25 protein-coding genes are annotated in these 24,068 nt (G+C 68.5%); 21 read left to right on the top strand and 4 right to left on the bottom strand.

Annotated elements, in window-relative coordinates; genetic code table 11:
- Positions 1–41 precede the first annotated feature (41 nt).
- Genes E4M00_RS13485 through E4M00_RS13465 form a run of 5 tightly spaced genes read left to right on the top strand, consistent with a single transcriptional unit; the run spans position 42 to position 3,464 of the window.
- Positions 42–704 (top strand): TetR/AcrR family transcriptional regulator, encoded by a 663-nt coding sequence (locus E4M00_RS13485; RefSeq protein ID WP_240037122.1) that lies wholly within the window; start codon positions 42–44, stop codon positions 702–704.
- Positions 701–1,618 carry a tRNA pseudouridine(55) synthase TruB gene (gene truB, locus E4M00_RS13480; protein ID WP_135121037.1) on the top strand — a complete coding sequence of 306 codons (918 nt, stop codon included), beginning with the start codon at positions 701–703 and terminating at the stop codon, positions 1,616–1,618. Before E4M00_RS13485 ends, truB begins: the two co-directional genes overlap by 4 nt.
- Positions 1,615–1,983: a hypothetical protein gene (locus tag E4M00_RS13475; RefSeq protein ID WP_135121036.1), complete on the top strand. Its 369-nt coding sequence runs from the start codon at positions 1,615–1,617 to the stop codon at positions 1,981–1,983. Before truB ends, E4M00_RS13475 begins: the two co-directional genes overlap by 4 nt.
- 27 nt (positions 1,984–2,010) lie before the next feature.
- Positions 2,011–2,538 carry a hypothetical protein gene (locus E4M00_RS13470; protein WP_135121035.1) on the top strand — a complete coding sequence of 176 codons (528 nt, stop codon included), beginning with the start codon at positions 2,011–2,013 and terminating at the stop codon, positions 2,536–2,538.
- Positions 2,535–3,464 (top strand): bifunctional riboflavin kinase/FAD synthetase, encoded by a 930-nt coding sequence (locus E4M00_RS13465; RefSeq protein WP_135121034.1) that lies wholly within the window; start codon positions 2,535–2,537, stop codon positions 3,462–3,464. The genes E4M00_RS13470 and E4M00_RS13465 overlap by 4 nt, the downstream gene beginning before the upstream one ends.
- 85 nt (positions 3,465–3,549) lie before the next feature.
- Here E4M00_RS13465 and E4M00_RS13460 read toward each other — a convergent pair whose 3' ends face one another.
- Positions 3,550–4,215, bottom strand: a complete 666-nt coding sequence (locus E4M00_RS13460; protein WP_135121033.1) for a maleylpyruvate isomerase N-terminal domain-containing protein — start codon at positions 4,213–4,215, stop codon at positions 3,550–3,552.
- A 23-nt stretch (positions 4,216–4,238) separates the two neighbouring features.
- Here E4M00_RS13460 and E4M00_RS13455 point away from each other — a divergent pair, with 23 nt between their 5' ends.
- The 9 genes from E4M00_RS13455 to E4M00_RS13415 all read left to right on the top strand — a co-directional run bounded on the left by E4M00_RS13455 (position 4,239) and on the right by E4M00_RS13415 (position 13,612).
- Positions 4,239–5,474, top strand: a complete 1,236-nt coding sequence (locus tag E4M00_RS13455; RefSeq protein WP_135121032.1) for a CynX/NimT family MFS transporter — start codon at positions 4,239–4,241, stop codon at positions 5,472–5,474.
- Positions 5,475–5,735: 261 nt separating this feature from the next.
- Positions 5,736–6,683: a sugar-binding transcriptional regulator gene (locus E4M00_RS13450; protein ID WP_056164068.1), complete on the top strand. Its 948-nt coding sequence runs from the start codon at positions 5,736–5,738 to the stop codon at positions 6,681–6,683.
- A 55-nt stretch (positions 6,684–6,738) separates the two neighbouring features.
- Positions 6,739–7,743, top strand: coding sequence for a deoxyribose-phosphate aldolase (gene deoC, locus E4M00_RS13445; RefSeq protein WP_135121031.1), 1,005 nt, complete (start codon positions 6,739–6,741; stop codon positions 7,741–7,743).
- Positions 7,744–7,753: 10 nt separating this feature from the next.
- Positions 7,754–9,307: an aldehyde dehydrogenase family protein gene (locus E4M00_RS13440; protein WP_240037120.1), complete on the top strand. Its 1,554-nt coding sequence runs from the start codon at positions 7,754–7,756 to the stop codon at positions 9,305–9,307.
- The gene (locus E4M00_RS13435) at positions 9,304–10,164 is read left to right on the top strand and encodes an aldehyde dehydrogenase family protein (RefSeq protein WP_135121030.1); all 861 of its coding nucleotides are present in this window, start codon (positions 9,304–9,306) and stop codon (positions 10,162–10,164) included. Before E4M00_RS13440 ends, E4M00_RS13435 begins: the two co-directional genes overlap by 4 nt.
- 65 nt (positions 10,165–10,229) lie before the next feature.
- On the top strand, positions 10,230–10,463 hold the full coding sequence (locus tag E4M00_RS13430; RefSeq protein WP_056164057.1) for a hypothetical protein: 234 nt from the start codon (positions 10,230–10,232) through the stop codon (positions 10,461–10,463).
- Positions 10,460–11,959: an SDR family oxidoreductase gene (locus E4M00_RS13425; protein WP_135121029.1), complete on the top strand. Its 1,500-nt coding sequence runs from the start codon at positions 10,460–10,462 to the stop codon at positions 11,957–11,959. Before E4M00_RS13430 ends, E4M00_RS13425 begins: the two co-directional genes overlap by 4 nt.
- Positions 11,956–12,531: an SRPBCC family protein gene (locus E4M00_RS13420; RefSeq protein WP_135121028.1), complete on the top strand. Its 576-nt coding sequence runs from the start codon at positions 11,956–11,958 to the stop codon at positions 12,529–12,531. The genes E4M00_RS13425 and E4M00_RS13420 overlap by 4 nt, the downstream gene beginning before the upstream one ends.
- A 166-nt stretch (positions 12,532–12,697) precedes the next feature.
- Complete coding sequence (locus tag E4M00_RS13415) at positions 12,698–13,612, top strand: glycerophosphodiester phosphodiesterase (protein ID WP_240037147.1); 915 nt, start codon at positions 12,698–12,700, stop codon at positions 13,610–13,612.
- A 53-nt stretch (positions 13,613–13,665) separates the two neighbouring features.
- Here E4M00_RS13415 and E4M00_RS13410 read toward each other — a convergent pair whose 3' ends face one another.
- Positions 13,666–13,989, bottom strand: a complete 324-nt coding sequence (locus E4M00_RS13410; protein WP_135121026.1) for a metal-sensitive transcriptional regulator — start codon at positions 13,987–13,989, stop codon at positions 13,666–13,668.
- Positions 13,990–14,019: 30 nt separating this feature from the next.
- Here E4M00_RS13410 and E4M00_RS13405 point away from each other — a divergent pair, with 30 nt between their 5' ends.
- From E4M00_RS13405 to E4M00_RS13380, 6 genes are all read left to right on the top strand, one after another.
- Positions 14,020–14,595 carry a GNAT family N-acetyltransferase gene (locus E4M00_RS13405; protein WP_240037119.1) on the top strand — a complete coding sequence of 192 codons (576 nt, stop codon included), beginning with the start codon at positions 14,020–14,022 and terminating at the stop codon, positions 14,593–14,595.
- Positions 14,596–14,827: 232 nt separating this feature from the next.
- Complete coding sequence (locus tag E4M00_RS13400) at positions 14,828–16,954, top strand: DEAD/DEAH box helicase (protein ID WP_135121024.1); 2,127 nt, start codon at positions 14,828–14,830, stop codon at positions 16,952–16,954.
- A 151-nt stretch (positions 16,955–17,105) separates the two neighbouring features.
- Positions 17,106–18,137, top strand: a complete 1,032-nt coding sequence (locus E4M00_RS13395) for a 6-phosphofructokinase (RefSeq protein ID WP_135121023.1) — start codon at positions 17,106–17,108, stop codon at positions 18,135–18,137.
- Between the two features lie 37 nt (positions 18,138–18,174).
- Entirely contained in the window at positions 18,175–18,645 is a 471-nt protein-coding gene (locus E4M00_RS13390; protein WP_167756898.1) for an 8-oxo-dGTP diphosphatase, read from the top strand.
- Between the two features lie 136 nt (positions 18,646–18,781).
- Entirely contained in the window at positions 18,782–19,966 is a 1,185-nt protein-coding gene (locus E4M00_RS13385) for an inorganic phosphate transporter (RefSeq protein WP_135121021.1), read from the top strand.
- Positions 19,963–20,295 (top strand): peptidase, encoded by a 333-nt coding sequence (locus E4M00_RS13380; RefSeq protein ID WP_135121020.1) that lies wholly within the window; start codon positions 19,963–19,965, stop codon positions 20,293–20,295. The genes E4M00_RS13385 and E4M00_RS13380 overlap by 4 nt, the downstream gene beginning before the upstream one ends.
- A 7-nt stretch (positions 20,296–20,302) precedes the next feature.
- On the opposite strand, the gene E4M00_RS13375 is transcribed toward E4M00_RS13380, so the two are convergent.
- Positions 20,303–21,583: a uracil-xanthine permease family protein gene (locus tag E4M00_RS13375; RefSeq protein ID WP_135121019.1), complete on the bottom strand. Its 1,281-nt coding sequence runs from the start codon at positions 21,581–21,583 to the stop codon at positions 20,303–20,305.
- Positions 21,584–21,716: 133 nt separating this feature from the next.
- Between E4M00_RS13375 and E4M00_RS13370 the strand changes: the two genes are divergently transcribed.
- A complete protein-coding gene (locus tag E4M00_RS13370; protein ID WP_135121018.1) occupies positions 21,717–23,171 on the top strand; it encodes an NCS2 family permease in 1,455 nt (484 codons plus the stop codon).
- Positions 23,172–23,653: 482 nt separating this feature from the next.
- On the opposite strand, the gene E4M00_RS13365 is transcribed toward E4M00_RS13370, so the two are convergent.
- A partial coding sequence (locus E4M00_RS13365; RefSeq protein ID WP_135121017.1) for an HNH endonuclease signature motif containing protein occupies positions 23,654–24,068 on the bottom strand: 415 nt, incomplete at its 5' end.

Here is a 24,068-nt window from a genome sequence, read left to right as displayed (position 1 = left end):
TCGAATGATTACAAGATGGACATTAGTTATCGACTGATAACATGTCAAGCATGATCCGCTCAGCCCCCGTGTCCTCGTCCGTCGATGATCGGCTCCCGGTCAGCCGCATCCCGGCCGCCGAACGTCGTGAGCTCATCCTCGACGCGGCGACGAACGTGTTCGGCGAGCTCGGCTACGCGGGGGCGACGACCGACCAGGTGGCGAAGGCCGCAGGCATCAGCCAGCCCTACGTCGTGCGCATGTTCGGCAGCAAGGAGAACCTCTTCGTCGAGGTGATGGAGCGCACGGGCGACCGCATCCTCGAGGTGTTCCGGGCCGCGATGGCAGACACCGACGACCCGCGCCCCGTCAGTGCCCGCATCGGCGCAGCCTACGTCGACCTCATCGAGGACCGCGGCATCATGCTCTCGCTGATGCAGGGCTTCATGCTCGGCTCCGATCCGCGCATCGGGCCCGTCGCCCGCTCCGGCTTCATGCGCATCTACAAGGCCCTCCGCAACGAGGGCGGTTTCGAACCCCAACAGATCCGCGAGTTCCTCGCCGAGGGCATGCTCATCAACACCCTGCTCGCCACCGGCCTCACCGAGAGTCTCGACGAGGACGCCGACGCGATCGAGCTGTTGGCCTGCACCTTCGGGGACAAGCTCGCCCTCGTGCGCGACGGGCTGGCAGGCACCCCCGCGCTGATACCCTCGAAGGCGTGACTTCCAGCGGCATCCTGCTCCTCGACAAGCCGCAGGGGTGGACCAGCCACGACGCCGTCGCCCGCACGCGGCGCCTCGCCGGCACGCGCAAGGTCGGGCACGCGGGCACCCTCGACCCGATGGCCACCGGGCTGCTGATCCTCGGCATCGAGAGCTCGACGCGACTGCTCACCTACATCGTCGGTGTCGACAAGGAGTACACGGCCACGATCAGGCTGGGTTCATCGACGACGACCGACGACGCGGAGGGCCAGGAGCTCGGCCGGGCCAGACCCTCAGCCGTCGACGCCGTCACGGCCGATGACATCCGTCGGGTGATGGGAATCCTCACCGGCGACATCGAGCAGGTTCCGAGCGCCGTCAGCGCCATCAAGGTCGACGGCAAGCGCGCCTACGCCAGGGTGCGGGCGGGGGAGACCGTCGAGTTGAAGGCGCGTCCTGTCACGGTCTCCGCGTTCGAGCTGCTCTCGACGACGCCCGTCGACGGCTACCTCGACCTCGAGGTGCGGGTCGAGTGCTCGTCGGGCACGTACATCCGCGCTCTCGCGCGCGACCTCGGCATGGGTCTCGGCATCGGCGGTCATCTCACGGCGCTCAGACGCACGCGGGTGGGTCCGTTCCGGGTGACGGATGCCGGGGAGCTCGAGACCGTCGACGTCGCGTCGGCGCTCATCCCGCCGGCCGATGCCGCGCGGCAGCTGTTACCCGTGTTCGACCTCACCGAGCAGCAGGCCATCGACCTCGGCCACGGCAAGCGCATCGCCCCGGAGGGCGACGTGGCACCGGCATCCGGAACCCTCGCCGCCATCGCTCCCGACGGACGCCTCGTCGGTCTCATCGAGTTCCGCGGAGCCTCGTACAAGAGCATCGTGAACTTCCCGACGGATGCCGCGTCCCCGACGGACGCCTCGTGATCGCCTGGTTCGCGGGCGTGCAGATCGCCGTCGCCGTGGTCGGTGCGCTGCTCGCGATCATCCTGGGCCTGCTCGGACGCAAGCCCAGCGACCTCACGATGGGCCCTCTCATCCTCGTCGAGCTCCTGCTCATCGTGCAGGTCGTGATCTCGATCGTGGCGCCGCTCGTCGGCAACGAGCCCAGCGGCAGCCTGCTCGAGTACTGGGTCTACCTCATCTCGGCCGCGCTGCTGCCCATAGCCGGCGGCTTCTGGGCGCTCATCGAGCGCTCGCGGTGGAGCACCGTCGTCATCGGTGTCGTCTGCCTGGCCGTGGCGATCATGGTCTACCGCATGACCCAGATCTGGTTCGTGCAGGGTCTGTAGTCTTCGCTTGCAATAATTGGAGGCGACATGCCTGACACGATCGCCCCGCGCAGCGCGGATGCCGCCACCCCGCCCACGCCGCGTATGAGCGGAGTCGGTCGCGTGCTGGTCGCCGTCTACGGCATCCTGGCGCTCGCCGCCACCGGACGCACCGCCGTGCAGATCATCGAGCGGTACGACGAGGCTCCCGTGGCATTCACCCTGTCGGGGCTGTCCGCGCTCGTGTACATCGTCGCCACGATCTCGCTCGTCGCCCCCGGACGCGTCTGGTACCGGGTCGCGTGGATCGCCATCAGCTTCGAGCTCATCGGCGTGCTCGTCATCGGCACCATCACCCTCGTCGCCCCCGACCTCCTCGGCGCCGGCACCGGGAACCCGTTCGGGCGCACCTCCACGGTCTGGACGCTGTTCGGCGCCGGCTACCTGTTCATCCCGCTGGTGCTCCCGATCCTCGGCCTGTGGTGGCTGGCGAAGCACCGGCCGGCGCCCGAGACGACCGGGGCGTCCGCGACCTCGACGGCAGTGACGCCGGGCGCGTCGGGAGCCGCCGCGTGATCGTCTACGACGGCCTGGGCGCCGTACCGGCCGACAGGCCGGCATCCGTCGTCACCATCGGCAAGTTCGACGGCGTGCACGCGGGCCACCGCGCCGTCATCGATCGACTTCGTGCGACCGCCGACAGCGACGGCCTCGCCGCCGTCGTGGTGACGTTCGACCGCAACCCGCTGGCCCTGCTGAATCCCGAGAAGTGCCCGGCCTCGCTCGTGAGCACCGATCAGAAGCTCGAACTGCTGGGGGAGACCGGCGTCGACGCGACGCTGCTGGTCGCCTTCGACGAGGCCTTCGCCGCGCAGAGCCCCGAGGAGTTCGTCCGCCGGGTGCTGGTCGAGGGACTCGGTGCCCGCCGGGTGCTCGTCGGCAGCGACTTCAGGTTCGGAGCGAAGGGCGCCGGCGATGTCGCTCTGCTGGGCGAGCTGGGAGCGGCCTCGGGATTCACCGTCGACGTGATCGACGACGTGCGTCCGGACGGCGAGCACCGCGTCTCGTCGACCTGGATCCGCAGTCTGCTCGACGAGGGCGATGTCGCGGCTGCCGAAGCCCTGCTCGGCCACGTGCCGTCGGTGCGCGGCGTCGTCGTGCACGGCGCGGCGCGCGGCCGCGAGCTCGGCTTCCCGACGGCCAACCTGTCGCCGGAGTCGGAGGGGCTCATCCCCGCGGACGGCGTCTACGCCGGCCACCTGATCGACGGCGGCGTTCGCTACCCCGCCGCGATCTCGGTGGGGAACAACCCGACCTTCGAGGGCGTACCGCACAAGCAGGTCGAGGCCTACGTGATCGACGAGGACATCGACCTCTACGACCACGTCGTGACGGTGGAGTTCGCCCACCGCATCCGGGGCATGTGGGCCTTCACGGGCATCGACGCGCTGATCGAGAAGATTCAGTCCGACGTCGACGCGGCCCGCGAACTGCTGGCCTGAGCTGAGCTGAGCTGAGCTGAGCCGAGCCGAGCCGAGCCGAGTTGACTGGCGCTGAGTCGGCCGGTCGGACTGGCCGACGGTGACGTCAGGCGCCGGAACCCGGTGCCCTGTCGCTGCGCTCGTAGAGGAACAGCAGGATCGCCTCGGCCGTGTCGCGCATGGCCGGGCCGCGGCCGAAGCTCCACTCGGCATCCGTCGCCGTGAGGGAGCGGTCGCGGATGACGGCCTTGATCTCGGTGGGCCCGTTCAGGGCTCGTCGCAGGGCGACGGCTCCGGATGCCGCAGGGCGGAGCGGCAGCACGGCCCCGAGCGGTCCGCTGATGTCGAGGCCTCCGACGACGGCGATGGCGAGCTCGCGGATGCTCGTGCGTCCGACGTCGGCGCGCTTGTCGACGGCGATGGCGCGGAGGGCCGCGATGAGCTCGTCGGCGGGGAGGTCGGCACCGCGACGGGCGAACGACTCGGACACACGGCGCTGGCTGAAGCCGTTCTCGACGAGGGCCAGCGACGTGGCGCGCACCAGTTCGCCCGTGGGCACCGCGAGACGCCACGACAGGTAGCCTGCGACCTCGCGGACACTCCATCCCGGATGCAGGCTCGGGGTGTCGAGCGCTGCAGGCGAGTGCACGGCGAGAAGGTCGGCGACAGCCTCGAGAACGGCGGCGATGTCGGCGCCCCAGTGGCTCGAGACACCGGTCTCGTCCTGCGGGGGCCTGGCGCTGAGCGGAAGGTATCGTGCGAAGTCCGCCATGACCGCCAGCCTAGACTGGATCGGTGACGACGACCCAGCAGCGACCGCTCTGGGCCGGCCGCACCCTAGCCCTGCTCGGCATCTTCCTCGTCGCCCTCGACCTGCGCACCGCTGTCGCGGCGCTCTCGCCCATCGTCGACGAGATCAGCGCCGAACTGGCGCTCACGCCCACCATCATCGGCGTGCTCGGCATGCTGCCGCCGGTCTGCTTCGCCGTGTTCGGCATCCTCTCGCCCGCGTTCACCAGGCGCTTCGGGCTCGAACCCGTGCTCATCGCCGCCATCATTGCGATGGTGGTCGGCCACCTGGCGCGCGGGTTCGCGCCCAACGCGGTGCTGCTGCTGGTGGGCAGCGCGATCACCTTCGCCGGTCTGGGGGTGGGCAATGTGCTGCTGCCGCCGTTGGTGAAGAAGTATTTCCCCGACAGGGTCGGGCTCGTCACCTCGGTGTACGTGACGCTGCTGAGCTTCAGCACGTTCATCCCGGCGCTCGTCGCCGTGCCCGTCGCGGACTCCGCCGGCTGGCGGGTCTCGCTCGGCATGTGGGCCATCTTCGCGTTCGCGGCCCTCATCCCGTGGGTGGCCCTCGTCATCAGGCACCGCACCGGGTCGGCCGACCCGCAGGCCGAGCACTCCGAGTCGGCGCTCATGGGCCGGGTCTGGCACTCGTCGATCGCCTGGGCGCTCGCTGTCGTGTTCGCGGTGTCGTCGCTCAACGCCTACGCGATGTTCGCCTGGCTGCCGAGCCTGCTGGACGACACAGCGGGCACGACGCCCGCACAGGCCGGCGTCCTGCTCTCGCTGTTCGCCGCGATGGGGTTGCCGGCCGGGCTGCTGATTCCCTGGCTGGCGACACGGATGCGCAACGTCGGCATCCTGGTCTACGCCGGCGTGGTGTTCTTCATCGTCGGGTACCTCGGGCTGCTGCTGGTCCCGGCCACGGCCACGTGGCTCTGGGTGGCGTTCGCCGGCGCCGGCCCGCTCCTGTTCCCACTCGCCCTCGTTCTCATCAACCTGCGCACCCGCACTCACGCGGGATCGGTGGCCCTCAGCGGCTTCGTGCAGGGTGTCGGCTACACGATCGGTGCCGTCGGCCCCCTGGTGGTCGGCATCCTGCATGAGACCAGTGGCGGCTGGACCGTACCGCTGGTGTTCCTCATGGCGACGGCCGTGGCCGGAGCCTTCGCCGGGGTCGTCGTCGCGCGCCCGCACCTGCTGGAGGACGCGCACGAGCGTCGCCAGCGTCGTCGCTCCGCGTAGGGCGCCCGGCCGTCAGCCTCTCCGCCCGACCCGCTCGCTGAGGCCCGGACGAAGTCCGCGGTCGAAGCGCATCGGTGCGCCTCCCGCACGCGCTTCGGGCGGTCGCTGCGCTCTGCCCTCACCGAGCAGGTGGGGGCTGCGCTCGCGGCCTACTCAACCAGCGATCCCTGCTCATATGAGCAAACATGCCTACGAGTGTTGAAACGCGCACCCGCCGTGCCTACGCTGGAGGGGACGGCAACGCAGTGCAGGAGGTGGCCGATGATCGAGTCCGACGAACTGCTCAGCATCCGTGCGGCCGAGCTCTACTACGAAGAGGACAAGACCCAGGACGAGATCGGGTCGATCCTCCGCCTCACCCGCTGGAAGGTGGGTCGGCTCCTCGCGCAGGCGAAGACCAACGGCTTCATCCGAATCGAGATCGTGCATCCGCGCGCCCGCCGGCTCCCCATCGAGCGCCGCCTCCGCGAGGAGCGCGGCCTCAAGGACGCCATCGTGGTCTCCACGGCCGGTATCACCGGCGAGGAGGAGTTGCAGGCGCGCACGGCCCAGGCCGCCGCCGACTACCTCGCCTCCATCCGTCCGATCCCGCGCACACTCGGCATCTCGTGGGGTCGCACCCTGTACGAGGTCTCGGAGCACCTCAAGGACGGCTGGTCGACCGGCGTCAACGTCGTGCAGATCAACGGCGGCGTCAGCCTCAACCGGCGAGCGGGCACGGCGGCCACCACCGCCGTCACCATCGCCCAGAAGGCCGGCGGCCAGGCCACCCTGCTGCCGAGCCCCGCCATTCTCGAGCGGCTCGAGACCAAGCTCGCCATCGAGGGCGACCGCGCCGTCTCGGCCGTGCTCGAGATGGCGGCGACCGCCAACGCCTACCTCTACTCGGCCGGCACGGCCGACGAGCACTCCGTGCTGGTGGACAGCGGCTACCTGACCGTCGACGACGTGCACGAACTCGTCCGCAAGGGCGCTGTCGGCGACGTCGTCGGCCGATACATCGACGCCGACGGCAACATCGTCGATCCCAGCCTCGACGCGCGCACCGTCGGCCTCTCGCACGACAGGCTCCGCGCATCCGACCGCAGCATCGCCGTGATAGCCGGAGCAGGCAAGCACGCCGTCGCCAACGCCGTGGTGCGCAGCGGCCTCTGCACCGTGCTCGTCACCGATGAGGCCACCGCCCTCAGCCTGCTCGACGAGCACTGACCACAGTGAGCATCCCCGTACTCAGAGCATCGACGTACAACAAGCAAGGAACACCATGACCGGAACCCAGATCGTCCAGAGGGAGCAGGCGCTCTCAGTGATCGGCGGCGAAGCCACCGACGCCAACCTGCGCCGCTTCCTGCACGGAATCCCCGGAGTCGACGCCGTCGGCCTCGAGCAGCGGGCCGCCGGCCTCGGCACCCGCTCCATCAAGACCACCTCGAAGAAGTGGGCGCTCGACAGGATCATCGAGCTCATCGACCTCACCACCCTCGAGGGTGCTGACACCCGCGGCAAGGTGCGCTCGCTCGTCGCCAAGGCGCTCACGCCCGACCCCAGCGACCTGAGCACGCCGCGCGTCGCCGCCGTCTGCGTCTACGGCGACATGGTTCCCCACGCCGTCGAGGCTCTCGGCTCGGCACACGGAGACCCGGATGCCGGTGGCATCTCGGTCGCCGCCGTCGCCACGGCGTTCCCCAGCGGCCGGTCCTCCCGCTCGATCAAGCTCGAGGACACGTCCGACGCCGTCTCGGCCGGCGCAGACGAGATCGACATGGTCATCGACCGGGGCGCGTTCCTCATGGGCCGCTACGGCGACGTCTACGACGAGATCGTGGCCGTGAAGGAGGCGTGCCGCCGTACCGACGGCACCTACGCCCACCTCAAGGTCATCCTCGAGACCGGCGAGCTCAACACCTACGACAACGTGCGCCGGGCGTCCTGGCTCGCCATCCTCGCGGGCGGCGACTTCATCAAGACCTCGACGGGCAAGGTGGCTCCGGCCGCGACGCTCCCCGTGACCCTGTCGATGCTCGAGGTGGTGCGCGACTGGCACAAGCTCACCGGGCAGAAGATCGGCGTCAAGCCCGCCGGCGGCATCCGCACGTCCAAAGACGCGATCAAGTACCTCGTGACCGTGGCGGAGACCGTCGGGGAGGAGTGGCTCACGCCGCACCTGTTCCGCTTCGGAGCCTCGAGCCTGCTCAACGACGTGCTGCTCCAGCGCCAGAAGATGACGACAGGCCACTACTCCGGCCCCGACTACGTGACGATCGATTAAGGCAAGCGACATGACATTCCTCGACTACGCCCCGGCGCCCGAATCCCGCGCCGTCCTCAACCTCCGCAGCGACTACGGCCTGTTCATCGACGGCGAGTGGCGAGCCGGAAACGGCACCCCGTTCCAGACCATCTCCCCGGCCACCGAAGAGCACATCGCCACCATCGCGACGGCTTCGGAGACGGATGTCGACGCCGCCGTCGCCGCTGCGCGCCGCGCCCACACCAAGGTGTGGTCGCGCATGTCGGGCAGCGACCGCGGCAAGTACCTGTTCCGCATCGCCCGCCTCGTGCAGGAGCGTGCCCGCGAGCTCGCCGTGGCCGAGTCGCTCGACAACGGCAAGCCGATCAAGGAGAGCCGCGACGTCGACGTGCCCCTCGTGGCCGCGTGGTTCTTCTACTACGCGGGCTGGGCCGACAAGCTCGACCACGCCGGACTCGGCGCGAACCCCGCATCGCTCGGCGTTGCAGCACAGGTCATCCCGTGGAACTTCCCGCTGCTCATGCTCGCGTGGAAGATCGCCCCGGCACTGGCCGCGGGCAACACCGTCGTGCTGAAGCCGGCGGAGACCACACCGCTGACCGCGTTGCTGTTCGCCGAGATCGTGCAGCAGGCCGACCTGCCCCCGGGAGTCGTCAACATCATCACCGGCGCCGGTGACACCGGAGCCGCGCTGGTCGCGCATCCCGATGTCGACAAGGTCGCCTTCACCGGCTCGACCGCCGTGGGCCGCGCCATCGCCAAGCAGGTCGCCGGAACGCCCAAGAAGCTCACCCTCGAGCTCGGCGGCAAGGCCGCGAACATCGTCTTCGACGACGCCCCCATCGACCAGGCCGTCGAGGGCATCGTCAACGGCATCTTCTTCAACCAGGGCCACGTCTGCTGCGCGGGCAGCCGTCTGCTCGTGCAGGAGTCGATCCACGATGAGGTCGTCGACCGCCTCAAGGACCGCCTCTCGACGCTGCGCCTCGGCGATCCGCTCGACAAGAACACCGACATCGGCGCCATCAACTCGCGCGAGCAGCTGGAACGCATCCGCGAGCTCAGCGACATCGGCGTGCAGGAGGGTGCCGAGCGCTGGCAGGCCGACTGCGCCATCCCCGAGAACGGCTTCTGGTACGCGCCGACGATCTTCACGAACGTCTCCACCAGCCACCGCATCGCTCGCGACGAGATCTTCGGACCGGTGCTCTCGGTTCTGACCTTCCGCACTCCGGCCGAGGCCATCGCGAAGGCGAACAACACGCCGTACGGACTCTCAGCCGGCATCTGGAGCGACAAGGGCAGCCGCATCCTCGCTGTCGCCGACAAGCTGCGCGCCGGTGTGGTCTGGGCCAACACCTTCAACCGCTTCGACCCCGCGTCGCCGTTCGGCGGCTACAAGGAGTCGGGCTACGGCCGCGAGGGCGGTCGCCACGGCCTCGCTGCCTACTTGGCCCCGCAGGGGACAAGAAAGGCGGTAGCCCCGCCGGCCGGCAGGCCGACGGACTCCGGAAGCCTCGAAAATGCGACCCGACCCAAGCGTCAGGGATCGCCCGCCGCCATCAAGGGAGCCGCGAAATGACCCGCCTCGCCGTGCCGAAGACCTACAAGCTCTACATCGGCGGCAAGTTCCCGCGCAGCGAGTCCGGTCGCGTCTACGAGATCGTGAGCGCGAAGGGCGCGTTCCTCGCGAATGCGGCGCAGGCCTCGCGCAAAGACGCCCGCGACGCCGTCGTGGCCGCCCGAGCCGCGGTGAGCGGTTGGTCGGGACAGACCTCGTACAACCGTGGCCAGGTGCTCTACCGCATCGCCGAACTGCTCGAGGGCCGTCGCGCCCAGTTCATCGCCGAGATCGTCGACGCCGAGGGCGTCACGACGGCAGTGGCCACCACCCAGGTCGACACGGCGATCGACCGCTGGGTCTGGTACGCGGGCTGGGCCGACAAGTACGCCCAGGTCGCAGGCAACGGCAACCCCGTCGCCGGTCCGTACTTCAACATCTCGGTTCCCGAGCCCACGGGAGTCGTCGCGATCATCGCGCCGCAGGACTCGTCCCTGCTGGGCCTGGTGTCGGCTGTCGCTCCTGCGCTCGTCGCCGGGAACACCGTCGTCGTCGTTGCCAGCGAGAAGCTGCCGCTCTCGGCCATCAGCCTCTCCGAGGTGCTCGCCACGAGCGATGTTCCCGGGGGAGTGGTGAACATCCTCACCGGGTCGCCCGCCGAGATCGCTCCGTGGCTCGCCAGCCACGCCGACGTGAACGCGCTCGACCTCGTCGGCGCCGGTGACCTCGAGTGGATCGACCTGCAGATCTCGGCCGCCGACACTCTGAAGCGCGTGCTCCAGCCCGAGAACGGTCCCGATGCCGCCGCTCCGTCGCTCGGGCGCATCACGGCGTTCACCGAGACGAAGACCGTCTGGCACACGAAGGGCCTGATCTAGCGGCCTGCCTCGCCGCACCCCCGAACGGGGTTCACGTTCGGGGGTTCTGCGCTTAGGCTCGAATCATGTCCAACGGAGGAACTGATGCTCGCGGTCGCCTCGAGAGCGACCCGTTCGACTATCGCGTCACGAGCGGCGGCCGGGTCTTGGTCGCCCGCGGAGGTCGCACCGTCGTCACCGTGAGCGGACCGTCGGCGGCCAGACTCGTCACCTCGTTGGCGTCGGCCGACGAGCTGTCGGCGCAGCTGCTGCTCGCCAAGGCCACCGGAAACTACAAGCGCGGCAACGAGCGCCGGTGACGACCGCCGCGTCACGACTCGCGGTCGTCACGGGGGCGACCGGCTACATCGGCGGACGCCTCGTCCCACGCCTCATCGACGCCGGCTTCAGGGTGCGCGTCGTCGTGCGCAACCCCGACCGACTCTCCGACGTCCCGTGGTCCGAGCAGGTCGAGGTCGTCACGGGCGACCTGACGGATGCAGCGACGGCACGTGCGGCATCCGAGGGCGCCGACGTGCTCTACTACCTCGTCCACTCCATGGGAGGCGGCGGCGGAGACTTCGAGGCGCGGGAACGCGCCATCGCCACGACCCTCGCCGATGCGGCCTTCGCGGCGGGCGTCGGACGCATCGTCTACCTCGGTGGCCTGCATCCCGACGGCGTTCCGCTCTCGAAGCACCTGCGGTCGCGGGTCGAGGTCGGCCGCATCCTCATCGGATCGGGGGTGCCGTCGATCGTGCTGCAGGCGGGAGTCGTGATCGGATCCGGTTCGACCTCCTTCGAGATGATCCGCCACCTCACCGAGGTGCTGCCCTACATGCCGGCGCCGAAGTGGGTGCGCAACTTCATCCAGCCGATCGCCGTGCGCGACGTGCTGCACTACCTGATCGAGGCGGCATCCGTGGATGCCCGCGTCAATCGCACCTTCGACATCGGCGGGCCCGATGTGCTGCGCTACGGACAGATGATGAACGGCTACGCCCTCGAGTCCGGCCTGCACCAGCGGCCCATCGCGGCGCTCCCGGTTCTCACCCCCTGGCTGGCCTCGCAGTGGGTCAACCTCGTCACGCCCATTCCGCGTTCGCTCGCCGTGCCCATCATCGAGTCGCTGCAGGTCGACTGCGTGGTGCGTGAACACGACATCGACGCCGTCATCCCGCCGCCCGCCGAGGGGCTGACCGGCTACCGGCGTGCTGTTCGCCTGGCCCTGCAGCGGGAACGCGACGGAGAGGTCGAGACCAGCTGGCGCGACTCCGCGGTCGAGGGCGCGCCGAGCGACCCGCTGCCGAGTGACCCCGACTGGGCGGGCACCCTCGTCTACACCGACGTGCGCGAGCGGCGCACCGCAGCAGCGCCGGCCGATCTGTGGCGGGTCATCGAGGGGGTCGGCGGCAAGAACGGCTGGTACTCGTTCCCCCTCGCCTGGGCGATCCGCGGCTGGATGGACTGGCTGGTCGGGGGAGTGGGGTTGCGCCGTGGACGCCGGGATGCCGGCACGCTGAACACCGGCGACGCCCTCGACTTCTGGCGGGTCGAGCGGATCGAGCGCGGGCACCTGCTGCGCCTGCGTGCCGAGATGCGCCTGCCGGGCAGGGCCTGGCTCGAGATGTCGGCCGAGCCCGCCGAGGGCGGCGGATCGGTGTACCGCCAGCGCGCCATCTACTTCCCGAAGGGGTTGACCGGTCGTCTGTACTGGTGGGCGGTCTGGCCGTTCCACGGCGTCATCTTCTCGGGTATGACGAACCGCATCACCGAGGCGGCGCTGGGACCGAGGTCCGAGAGGAGACCGACATGAGCGGGCGACACCTGTCGGAGCCTGACGGCGCTGACGACGGAACGGTCGGCTCCCTCGATCCGGTCGGTACCCTGGGCTCCGTCGAGAGGGTCGACGAGGACTGGCGCATCAGCTTCGTGCGTGACTACGGGCATCCGGTCGACGCAGTCTGGTCCATGCTCACTGATCCTGCCCTCACTCGCCTGTGGTGGGCCGACGCGAGGATCGAGCCCGGGGTCGGCGGTCGGTTCGACCTGCGCTGGCTCAACTCTCCCGAGGCCGGCGCCTGGTGGCCGGGGGCCGTGACGGTGTGGCAACCGCCGCATGTTCTCGAGTTCACGAACTCCGAGCACGGACTGCTGCGCTGGGAGCTCCGGGCGACGGATGCCGGCACCCGGCTGAGATTCATCGACCTGATCCGCCCCGCGGAAGAGCGCTTCGTCGCGATGTCACTCGCCGGCTGGCACCTGCACCTCGACCACCTCGCCGAGGCCCTCGATGGCACGGGCCAGGACTGGGATGCCTGGCTCGAGCGCTGGTTGCCCACCTGGCAGGAGCGCCACGCGGAGTACGCCGCCCGCGTCGTCCGCTGAGCTCGGCCCTCTGCGAGCGGATGATGCGCATGCAGTCGCACCCCCGAAATGGGGCGCCGACCGCGGTGAACGACGGGTAACGAAACGGTAACGAATGGGTTAGGGTCGATCCACCTGCATGGCGCAACGAGGCGCTCGGCAGCCGGAAGGACCCGATCCGTTGACCGTGCACCCCCGCCGCGACCCGAACGCGCGTCGCGGAATCCGCTCTGCCGCCCACTGGTTCCGCCTCCTCTCCGTCTCCGCCGTGCTGGGGCTCGCCCTCGTCGTCGCGGTCGTCCCGTCGGTGAGCGGCGTCTATGCGGCCGACGTCTTCGGTGGCCTCAGGGCTCCGGGGCAGGCGGCCTTCATCGCCGGGCATCGTGGCGATCGCTCGGTCGCCCCCGAGAACACCATGCCGGCCTTCGAGGCCGCCTTCGCCAATCCGGCCCTCGCCTTCGTCGAGACCGATGTGCAGCTCACGAGCGACGGCGTGCCCGTTCTCTTCCACGACACCACCCTCGAGCGTGTGACCGGGAAGAAGGACAGCGTGGGCGACCGCACGCTGAAGCAGCTGCAGAGGTTGGATGCCGGATCGTTCTTCGCCCGGGAGTACGCGGGCACCCGCATCCCGACCCTCGAGGCCTTCCTCGACGCGCTCGCGAAGACCGAGAAGTCGGCGCTCATCGAACTCAAGGCGATCTGGAGCGCCGACGAGGTGCGCACCGTGATCGACCTGCTCGAGAGCCGGCCGCTGTCGGGACGCATCATGCTCGAGTCGTTCAGCCTCGAGACCCTCGCCAACATCCAGCTCGTCGCACCGCAGTATCCGCGGCTCATGCTCGCCCGTGAACTCCCGGCCGACCCGGTGCCGATGGCACGCAAGTTCGGCGTGCTCGCCATCGCTACGACGGCGAAGTCGGTCGCGGCGCAGCCCGAGGCCGTGACGCGCATGCACGGAGCCGACCTCGGGGTGCTCTGCTACACGCTCAATTCCGATGACACCTGGGCCGAGGCCAGCGCTCTCGGCGTCGACGGCATCATCACCGACGTGCCGAGTGAGCTCGACGCCTGGTTCGCCTCGACGGCCCGTGGAACCTGAGCGGCCCCGACGTCGGCTCCTCCACAGTCGTGACCAGGGGCGACCGGCGGTGATCAGGCGGTCGCGGTGCCCTCGCCGGTGACGGATGCGGCATCAGCGGCCGCCGATCGCGCCTGCAGCTCGAAGATCGACAGAAGCTCGACGATGGCGGCCTCGCGCTGGTCTCCGCCGGCGTCGAACATGTCGGTGACGTGTGTGCGCAGGTGGTTCTCGACGATCAGCTTGTTGAGCGAGCCGAGCGACTTCTGGATCGACAGCGACAAGGTGAGGATGTCGACGCAGTAGTCCTCGTTCTCGATCATCTTCTCGAGTCCGCGCAACTGGCCCTCGAGGATGCGGGTGCGATGCAGGGCGCGCTTCTTGATGTCGTCGATCACCCGATCAGGCTACTTCCTCGAATCGATCGGGTGATCCCTCTCGACATCCCCGAACGCTCGATCTTCCTGAGGCTGCTTCGCGAGACGGATGCCGTCGCCCTCACCGACGCGTACGTCCGCAATCGCGAGCACCTCGCCCGATGGGAGCCGGCTCGCACCGACGACTTCTTCACCGTCGAGGCGGCGCAGGCGCGCATCCAGACGTCCATCGAGCAGTACAGCACCCGCGCTGCCGTGCCGTGGCTGCTCATCGAGCGTTGCACCGGCGACGAGCACGAGCCCGAACGCGAGCGCATCGTCGGCACCATGACCGTGAACCGCATCACGTGGGGGCCGTTCCTGAGCGGCAGCCTCGGCTACTGGGTCGATCGTGAGCTGACGGGCCGGGGCGTTGCGACGGCGGCTGTCGGGCACGTCTGCGAGGCCGCGAGGGCCAGCGGCCTGCACCGCATCGATGCCAGCACGCTGCTGGACAACGTCGGCTCGCAGACCGTGCTGCGCCGCTCGGGCTTCGAGCAGTTCGGCCTGGCGCCGCGATACTTGAGCATCGCCGGCCGCTGGCAGGACCACCTGCTGTTCCAGCGCATCCTCCACGACGAGGACTGAGCTCGAGGACCGAACTCGAGGGGTGCCTCCGGCGACGCGCGGCATCCGAGATGCCCATGCCTGCGCGGATCGGCGTAGAATAGGCGCGCGTCGACGAACCCCGTCACCGTCTCGACCGCGTATCAGCGCGTTGCTTGAGTCCGGGTTCCTCACGCAGGCGTTCCTCAGCCGGCAGCAGGCTCCTTCGAGCAGGCAGGCCTGATGACGAGAACCTGACACCACGGAAGGACACATGCCCGATCAGCGAACGACGCGCACCCGAACGAGGTCGCGCGACGACGACGCCCCGATCATCCCCATCCTCGCCCGCAAGGTGCGCGAGGTCGAGGCGAAGGCCCAGGGCGGCAAGCTCGGACCGACTAACCGCACCAAGTACCAGGTGATCGCGCTGCTCATGCGCGAGGAGCGCGCCCGAGTCAAGGCCGACAAGGAGCTCAACGAGACCGCCAGGGCCGAGCTGCTCAAGCGCCTCGACGGCATCGCGCAGATCCTCGCGAAGACCGCCGCGCGCGACACCAGTCTGATCACCCTGTTGGAACCGGATGCCGGTGTCTCGACCGTCGCGCAGCGCTTCCGCCGCGACTGGCTCCTCGAATCCGGAGCCGAGCTCAGCCCCGACGAGCTCATCATCACCCGCGAGGCCGAGGTCAAGCCCGTTCCCGCGGCGAACCAGGTCATCCCGCAGTCCGTGAAGGCGCGTCAGCTCGCCAACCCGTTCCTCGCCCCGGACTTCTCGCGCCCGACCGCCCCGGCCGTGCCGGTGCGTCGCCTCGCGAACTGGGAGCTCCTCGGGCCGCTGTTCAAGTCGTTCGAGTACGGCTCGGGAGGCCAGGCCGCCACGATGGCGCTGCCGGAGGCCCCGAAGATCGATCGCCTGTCACCGCGCGGCATGGAGATCATGAAGCACCAGGCACGCTTCGTGGAGAGCGTGCGCCAGGGTCACCGCACCTTCCTGCTCGCCGACGAGCCCGGACTCGGCAAGACGGCGCAGAGCGTGCTGGCGGCATCCGTCGCCGATGCCTATCCGCTGCTCGCCGTCGTTCCCAACGTCGTGAAGATGAACTGGGCCCGAGAGGTGGAGCGCTGGACGCCGCACCGCCGCGCCACGGTCATCCACGGCGACGGTCAGACCCTCGACGCCTTCGCCGACGTCGTCGTGGTCAACTACGACGTGCTCGACCGCCACATGGCGTGGCTCACCACGCTCGGCTTCAAGGGCATGGTCGTCGACGAGGCGCACTTCATCAAGAACCTGCAATCGCAGCGTTCGAAGAACGTGCTGGCGCTCGCGCAGCACATCCGCCAGAAGGCGCCGGGAGGCGAAGCGCTGCTGCTCGCCCTCACGGGTACCCCCCTCATCAACGACGTCGACGACTTCCGGGCCATCTGGCAGTTCCTCGGATGGATCGACGGCGACAAGCCGGCCCCGAAGCTCATGCAGAAGCTCGAGGAGACGGGGCTCACTCCCGCCGACTTCGGCTTCTACGCGGATGCCCGTGCCGCCGTCATCGACATGGGCATCGTGCGTCGTCGCAAGGTGGACGTCGCAGCCGACCTTCCGGCCAAGCGCATCGCCGATCTCCCTGTCGAGCTCGACGACGACCTGGGTCGCAGCATCCGTCAGGCGGAGCGCGAGCTGGGCTACCGACTGCGCGACAGGTTCGACGCCCTCCTCCGCACGCGCGAGCTCACCCGCGGGCAGCTCGACGACGACCAGTACGACTCGTTCGTGCGTGCCGTCGCCACGGCGGAGCTCGAGGAGTCGAAGTCGGCCAAGAGCGGCGAGAACGTCTTCACCATGGTGCGCAAGATCGGTCAGGCGAAGGCCGCGCTGGCGGCGGACTACGCCGCCCAGCTCGCGCGCTCGGTCGGCAAGGTGGTCTTCTTCGCGAAGCACATCGACGTTATGGACACGGCCGAGGAGATCCTCGCGAAGGCCGACCTCAAGACCGTCTCCCTGCGCGGGGACCAGTCGGCGCTCGCCCGCCAGGCTGCCATCGACGCGTTCAACAACGACCCCGAGGTGGCTGTCGCCGTCTGCTCGCTCACGGCGGCCGGCGTCGGCGTCAACCTCCAGGCGGCGTCGAACGTCGTGCTCGCCGAGCTCAGCTGGACGGCCGCCGAGCAGACCCAGGCGATCGACCGGGTGCACCGCATCGGCCAGGACGAGCCCGTCACGGCCTGGCGCATCATCGCGGCACACACCATCGACTCCAAGATCGCCGAACTCATCGATGCGAAGCAGGGCCTCGCCGCCCGAGCGCTCGACGGGTCGGACCAGGAGATCGTGAGTGCGGACTCGGTGCAGCTCGACGCCCTGCAGCACCTGTTGCGCCAGGCGCTCGACGGCACGCTGTAGCCGACCCACGATCACGGTTCAGACACGTCTGCGGCCTCGCCCCCGGCTGATTTCGCGCCGGGTGCGAGGTCACAGATAGACTCCGGAGCGACATCCTCGCCCCGATGAAGCGGCGTCTGCACACGTTTGATTCAAGGAGCCTCAGAGAGCTATGAAGATCGGGATTCTGACGAGCGGGGGCGACTGCCCCGGCTTGAACGCCGTCATCCGCGGCGCCGTCCTGCGGGGAGTCATCTCGCATGAAGCCGAGTTCGTCGGGTTCCGCTGGGGCTGGCGCGGAGTCGTCGAGGGCGACATCGTCCCCCTTCCCCGCCAGGAGGTGCGCGGTCTCTCCCGTCAGGGCGGAACCATCCTGCACTCCTCGCGCACGAACCCCTTCGAGGGTGACGGCGGCGGCCCCGAGAACATCCAGCGGATGCTCGACGCCAACGGCATCGACGCCATCATCGCGATCGGCGGCGAGGGCACTCTCACGGCGGCCCGGCGCCTCGTCGACGAGGGTGGCATCAAGGTGGTCGGCGTTCCCAAGACCATCGACAACGACCTCGCCTCCACCGACTACTCCTTCGGCTTCGACACGGCCGTCGAGATCGCGACCGAGGCCATCGACCGCCTCCGCACCACGGCCGACTCGCACGGTCGCTGCATGATCGTCGAGGTCATGGGACGCCACGTCGGCTGGATCGCCCTGCACTCCGGCATGGCGGGTGGCGCCCACGCCATCCTCGTACCGGAGCAGCCGCAGTCCATCGAGCAGATCTGCGAATGGGTCGAAAGCGTGCGCGACCGCGGACGTGCACCCGTCATCGTCGTCGCCGAGGGCTTCCGTCTCAGCGACATGGAGTCGGAGCACTCGCACAAGGGCCTCGACGCCTTCAACCGTCCGCGTCTCGGCGGCATCGCCGAGATCCTCGCGCCCATGATCGAGGAGCGCACGGGCATCGAGTCGCGCGCCACGGTGCTCGGCCACATCCAGCGCGGCGGTGCTCCGTCGGCCTACGACCGCGTTCTCGCCACCCGCCTCGGCATGGCCGCCGTGGATGCCGTCCACGACGAGGCCTGGGGCGAGATGGTGACCCTGCGCGGCACCGACATCGCTCGCGTCTCGATCCGCGAGGCCACGGGCGCCCTCAACGTCGTCCCGCCGTCGCGGTACGACGAGGCCGCCGTCCTCTTCGGTTGAGCCAGCCGACCCGTCCGACTCCCTGATTCGACTGAGCGTGCTGCCCCAGGTCTGCGTCTGCTATCTCCTGCGCACCGATGCCGACGGCGTCACGCGCGTGCTTCTCGGGCGCAAGAAGATCGGCCTCGGTCAGGGTAAGTACGTCGGCCCCGGCGGCAAGCTCGAGCCGGGGGAGACAGCCGCCGAAGCCATCGTCCGCGAGGTGCTCGAGGAGGTCGGACTGGTCGTCGATCCGGCCTCCCTCGAGGAGCGGGGCCTGCTCAGCTATTCCTTCCCGCACCGCGAGGCCTGGAGCCAGGAGTCGACCGTCTTCGTCTGCCGATCGTGGTCGGGTGAGCCGGCGGCATCCGACGAGCTCGATCCGGAATGGTTCGATCTGGACGCCGTTCCTCTCGATCTGATGTGGGATGACGCACGATTCTGGCTGCCCGGCGTGCTCGCGGGCGGCACGGTGCGACGCAGTTTCACCTTCGGTTCCGATCTGTCTTCCGTGGTCGGGGAGAGCTGACAGTCGCTCAGGTTGACCTCGGCGCGCGAGGGTGCGAGCATCGTCGTGGGTATCGCGCTCATGATCGACAACAACCGCGAAGCGGTGAACGTCCGGTGAAATCTTCATCGGGTCTCCTCCTGAAAGAAAGACGCCGGTGGATCTCACCCTGATCGTCGTGCTGGTCATCGTGCTGGCTCTGTTCTTCGATTTCACCAACGGATTCCACGACACCGCGAATGCGATGGCGACGCCGATCGCCACGGGTGCCATGAAGCCGAAGGTCGCCGTCGGTCTCGCGGCGATCCTCAATCTGGTCGGTGCGTTCCTCTCGACCGCTGTCGCCCTCACGATCTCGGGCGGCATCATCAAGGAGGGTTCCGAGGGCGTGCTCATCACGCCGGAACTCATCTTCGCCGGCCTCATCGGCGCCATCGTCTGGAACATGGCGACCTGGCTGTTCGGGCTGCCGTCGAGTTCGAGCCACGCGCTCTTCGGTGGTCTCATCGGAGCTGCCATCGTCGGTGCGTGGAGCCTCGAGCCCGTGGACTGGATCGTGCTGCTCGACAAGGTGATCATCCCCGCGCTGCTGGCCCCGGTCATCGCCGGACTGGTCGCCTACACGGCCACGAAGCTCGCCTACGCCATCACCCGTCGTTACGACTCCCGGCCAGACGGGCGAGACGGCTTCAGGTATGGCCAGATCTTCTCCAGCTCCCTGGTCGCCCTCGCCCACGGGACGAACGACGCCCAGAAGACCATGGGCATCATCACTCTCACCCTCATCGCCGCCGGGATCCAGACCGACACCGGCGTGATCGAGCCGTGGGTCATCATCACCTGCGGTCTGGCGATCGCTCTCGGAACCTACATGGGCGGCTGGCGCATCATCAAGACCCTCGGCACCGGCCTGACCGACGTGAAGCCGGCCCAGGGATTCGCAGCCGAGACCAGCACGGCGACGACGATCCTCGCCTCCACCAACCTCGGCTTCGCGCTGTCGACGACGCAGGTGGCTTCAGGATCCGTCATCGGATCCGGACTCGGTCGCCGTGGCTCGACCGTGCGCTGGGCGACAGCCGGACGCATCGGCATCGGCTGGGTGCTGACGCTCCCGTCCGCGGCTATCGTCGGCGGGATCGCCGCAGCCATCACCAAGCTCGGCACCGTCGGCATCGTGATCGACACCGTCGTCGGCGTCATCGTCATCCTCGGGATCTTCTGGCAGTCGCGTCGGAACGGTGCCGTCACGGCGAACAACGTCACCAGCGAGGTCGCGGCATCCGGTGAGGCCGTCAAGATCAAACGCAACCCGAAGCCGATCAAGAAGGTGTCCCTGTGATCGACTGGTCGGCATTCCTCCTCGTCGCCGTGGCTTCGCTGCTCGTGACGTCCATCGTCGTGAGCGCGTACTCCTTCGGCCTTCGTCTGCTCGCCGCCTCAGGGCGCGCGCCGCTCGTGGAGCCGGCTTCCTTCACCGATGCCATCACCGTCATCACGCCGGAGGAGTCGAAGGCCGCGGCCAAGCGCCAGAAGAAGGCAGCGAAGAAGAACCCGTTGACCGACGGCCAGAAGCGCCTCGCCCTGTGGGCTGCATACGCGTGCTTCGCCGTCGCCGGTGCCGCTGTGTTGTACGGCATCTACCTGATCATCCCGTACTTCCACCACTAGGCGCCGATCAGCCTGTTCCGCGCACCCGCGAGATGGCCTTCATCACGTGGTAGATCACGATGGCGGCGATCGTTCCGAGTGCGATTCCGTTGAAGGTGAATGCGCCGGCGTGCAGCGTGAAGTCGGCGATGCCGATGATGAGCGCCACACCGGCCGTCATCTGGTTGATCGGGCGGGAGAAGTCGACCTTGTTGTCGACCCAGATCTTCACGCCGATGATGCCGATCAGGCCGTAGAGAGCCGTCGTGACGCCGCCGAGCACTCCCGCCGGGATGGTGTTGATGAGGGCGCCCATCTTGGGGGAGAGTCCGAGCAGGACGGCGAAGGTGCCGGCCACCCAGTAGGCGGCGGTGGAGTAGACACGGGTCGCCGCCATCACGCCGATGTTCTCGCCGTAGGTCGTCGTGCCCGAGCCGCCGCCGAAGCCGGCCAGCATCGTCGACAGTCCGTCGGCGAGCAGTGCGCGTCCGGTGAGGGCGTTGACCTTCGGGTCGCCGGTCATCTGGGCGACTCCGCGGATGTGGCCGACGTTCTCGGCGATGAGCACGAGCACCACAGGAAGGAACGCCGGAAGCACCCCGAAGGTCGCGGCGGCATCGGTGAAGGGATTCGCGGCCCAACGGAAGTCGGGCAGGCCGATCCAGGCCGCCTTCTCGAGTGCTGAGAAGTCGACCTGGCCGAAGGCGACGGCCGCGATGTAGCCGATCACCACGCCGATGAAGATGGACAGGCGGCCGAGCAGTCCGCGGAAGAGCACCGTGCAGAGCACGACTGCCGCCAGCGTGATGAGTGCCGTCACGGGAGCCTCGGTGAAGTTCGCCTTGGCGGCGGGGGCCAGGTTGAACCCGATGAGCGCGACGATCGCACCCGACACGACGGGAGGCATCAGGGCGTCGATCCAGCCTGAGCCCGTGACGATCACGATGCCGCCGATGATCGCCAGAAGGGCGCCGACCACCACGATGCCGAACAGGGCGCTGCCGGTGCCGGCCGTCGCCGTGGCCGCGACGATGGGGGCGATGAACGCGAACGAGGACCCGAGGTAGCTCGGCAGTCGGTTCTGCGTGATCAGCAGGAAGAGGATCGTGCCGATGCCCGAGAAGAACAGCGTCGTCGATGGCGGGAAGTCTGTGAGGATCGGAACCAGGAAGGTGGCGCCGAACATCGCCACGACGTGCTGCATGCCGAGGCCGATTGTGCGGGGCCAGCTCAGGCGTTCACCCGGGAGGACGACATCCGTCGGTCCCATCGTCGTGCCGTCGCCGTGCAGGGTCCAGGGGAGGGCCATCTCGCTCCTTCTTCGTCTTTCCGAGGGCCCCGAGAGGCCTGCTGTGATGCTACTGAAGATCGAGGGGACGGATGCCGCAGCCGCTGCGGCGACCACGTACACCAGCAGTCTGGATTGCCTCTAGGATCGGTCTGTGAATTCGAGCACCCAGACGGCTGAGCCGCAGACTGACAAGGGCGGCCTCAAGGGCCGTCTCGACTCCTACTTCCAGATCTCGGCCCGTGGCTCCAGCTTCGGCGGCGAGGTGCGCGGCGGGGTCGTGACCTTCGTCACGATGGCCTACATCGTGATCCTCAACCCGATCATCCTGTCGGGCAAGCCCGACGTGCTCGGCAACACCCTCGACTTCGGTCAGGTCGGTGCCGTCACGGCGCTCACCGCCGGTGTGATGACGATCCTGTTCGGTCTCATCGCTCGTCTGCCGTTCGCGTTCGCTGCCGGGCTCGGTATCAACTCCTTCCTCGCCTTCAGCGTGGTCGGAGTGGTCACCTGGCCCGAGGCGATGGGCCTCGTGGTCATCAACGGACTCGTCATCGTCCTGCTCGCTGCCACGGGTCTGCGCCGTCTCATCTTCAACGCGGTGCCCTACGAGCTGAAGATCGCCATCACGGTCGGTATCGGTCTGTTCATCGCCTTCATCGGTCTGGTCGACGCCGGCATCGTCACCTCGACCGGAAACGCATCACCGCCCGTCGGCCTCGGCATCGGCGGTTCCATCGCCACGTGGCCCGCGATCGTCTTCGTCGTGACTCTGCTTCTCACGGGTGTTCTCATGGCTCGCAAGGTCAAGGGCGCCATCCTCATCGGTCTCGTGAGCGGAACCGTGCTGGCCGTCATCGTGGAGGCCATCGGGCACCTCGGCAGCGCCGTCACCAACCCGGGGATCGGGTGGGGTCTGTCGGTTCCGGTCATCCCGGGCAACTGGTTCGCCCTTCCCGACCTCAGCCTCGTCGGTGCTGTGAGCTTCGACTTCGGCAAGGTCGGATTCCTCACCGTGCTGATGCTCGTCTTCACTCTCGTCTTCACCAACTTCTTCGACGCCATGGGCACGATGACGGGTCTCTCGAAGGAGGCCGGACTCGCCGACGACAAGGGAAACTTCCCGCGGCTTCGTTCCGCGCTCATCGTCGAGGGTGTCGGCGCTGTCGCCGGTGGCTTCACCTCGAGCTCGTCGAACACCGTGTTCATCGAGTCGGGTTCGGGCATCAGTGAGGGAGCGCGTACCGGCTTCGCCAACATCGTGACGGGTCTGCTCTTCATCGCTGCGATGTTCTTCACCCCGATCGCCGCGATCGTTCCGCAGGAGGTCGCCGCAGCCGCTCTCGTCATCGTGGGTGCGCTCATGATGAGCCAGATCAGGGGCATCGACCTCAGCGAGTTCTCGGTGCTGCTGCCGGTGTTCCTCACCGTCGTGATCATGCCCTTGACCTACTCGATCGCCAATGGAATCGGTGCCGGCTTCCTCGCCTGGGTCGTCGTGCGCTCCTTGTCGGGCAAGGCGAAGCAGGTCAGTCCGCTGCTGTGGGTGGTGGCCATCGGCTTCCTGATCTACTTCGCGCGCGGGCCGATCGAGGCGCTCTTCGCGTAGACGGTCAGCTGGTCGCTGGTCGCTGGTCGCTGGGCCGCTGGGTGCGGCGTTGGTGTCGAGAAGCCCCTGCTCCTTCGGGAGTGGGGTTTCTTGCGTCTCAGGCGCCCGTTCGCAGGGGCGCACGTTCGCCGAGGTGTGGAGGGTTCCGACGCTTGTTGACATGTGGGTCACGTTGGACCGTGCGGCCTGCGTTGGTTGCTGCGTGGGTCCAGAGTGCTGGGGACTGAATCGAGACTTCAGGTTCCGGGGGCAGGGAACGTCGGGAGGGACCCCAGATGGGCTGTGCGGGCTCGGATGTGGTGGCCGTGGCGCGCGCTTCGGGCGGTCGCTTCGCTCGGCTCTCAGCGAGCGGGTAGACGTTGAGTGGTGCGGAGGTTCCGGTCGCTGAGGCCCGGACGGAGTCCGCGGTCGAAGCGCAGACGCAGCTCGGTCGAAGCGCAGACGGAGCGCAGGCGGAGCGCGGTCGGAGCGCGGGCGGAGTTCTACCCCGTGGCGGTGGCAGCGGGTTCGAGCTCGTCGGGGAGGGTGACGGGGTGGGTGATCTGCGTCCGGGTGTTCGGCTTCATCAGGCGCGGAGTCTGGGTGGGGTCGATCTGGGGTGGTGGGATGAGCCAGTACTGGTCGTGCTGGTCGCGGGTGATCTCCCAGCCCTCGTTGTGCACGCGGAGGTGACCTCTGCGGCATAGCAGGATTCCGTCGGCGACGTTCGTGTTCCCGTGGTCGCGTTTCCAGTGCCTGATGTGGTGGATCTCGGTCCAGGAGGGTGGTCGGTCGCAGCCGGGTTCCATGCAGCCGCCGTCGCGGATGCTGATCGCGAGGCGTTGTGCCCGGGTGAAGAGGCGTTCGTCGCGTCCGAGGTTCAACGGTTGCCCGGTCGAGGAGAACAGTACGGGCAGG

It is taken from the genome of Orlajensenia leifsoniae (genome assembly GCF_004570845.1).
Classification (GTDB): Bacteria; Actinomycetota; Actinomycetes; order Actinomycetales; family Microbacteriaceae; genus Orlajensenia; species Orlajensenia leifsoniae.
The sequence above is the reverse complement of the archived record's forward strand: the minus strand, read 5'-3'. Positions and strand labels throughout refer to the sequence as shown.

Bases quoted from the DNA above. Each gene is read 5' to 3' on its own strand.
- E4M00_RS13485 (WP_240037122.1), top strand. From the start codon at position 42: ATGTCAAGCATGATCCGCTCAGCCCCCGTGTCCTCGTCCGTCGATGAT.
- E4M00_RS13470 (WP_135121035.1), top strand. From the start codon at position 2,011: ATGCCTGACACGATCGCCCCGCGCAGCGCGGATGCCGCCACCCCGCCC.
- E4M00_RS13460 (WP_135121033.1), bottom strand. From the start codon at position 4,215: ATGGCGGACTTCGCACGATACCTTCCGCTCAGCGCCAGGCCCCCGCAG.
- E4M00_RS13450 (WP_056164068.1), top strand. From the start codon at position 5,736: ATGATCGAGTCCGACGAACTGCTCAGCATCCGTGCGGCCGAGCTCTAC.
- deoC (WP_135121031.1), top strand. From the start codon at position 6,739: ATGACCGGAACCCAGATCGTCCAGAGGGAGCAGGCGCTCTCAGTGATC.
- E4M00_RS13440 (WP_240037120.1), top strand. From the start codon at position 7,754: ATGACATTCCTCGACTACGCCCCGGCGCCCGAATCCCGCGCCGTCCTC.
- E4M00_RS13435 (WP_135121030.1), top strand. From the start codon at position 9,304: ATGACCCGCCTCGCCGTGCCGAAGACCTACAAGCTCTACATCGGCGGC.
- E4M00_RS13430 (WP_056164057.1), top strand. From the start codon at position 10,230: ATGTCCAACGGAGGAACTGATGCTCGCGGTCGCCTCGAGAGCGACCCG.
- E4M00_RS13420 (WP_135121028.1), top strand. From the start codon at position 11,956: ATGAGCGGGCGACACCTGTCGGAGCCTGACGGCGCTGACGACGGAACG.
- E4M00_RS13400 (WP_135121024.1), top strand. From the start codon at position 14,828: ATGCCCGATCAGCGAACGACGCGCACCCGAACGAGGTCGCGCGACGAC.
- E4M00_RS13395 (WP_135121023.1), top strand. From the start codon at position 17,106: ATGAAGATCGGGATTCTGACGAGCGGGGGCGACTGCCCCGGCTTGAAC.
- E4M00_RS13375 (WP_135121019.1), bottom strand. From the start codon at position 21,583: ATGGCCCTCCCCTGGACCCTGCACGGCGACGGCACGACGATGGGACCG.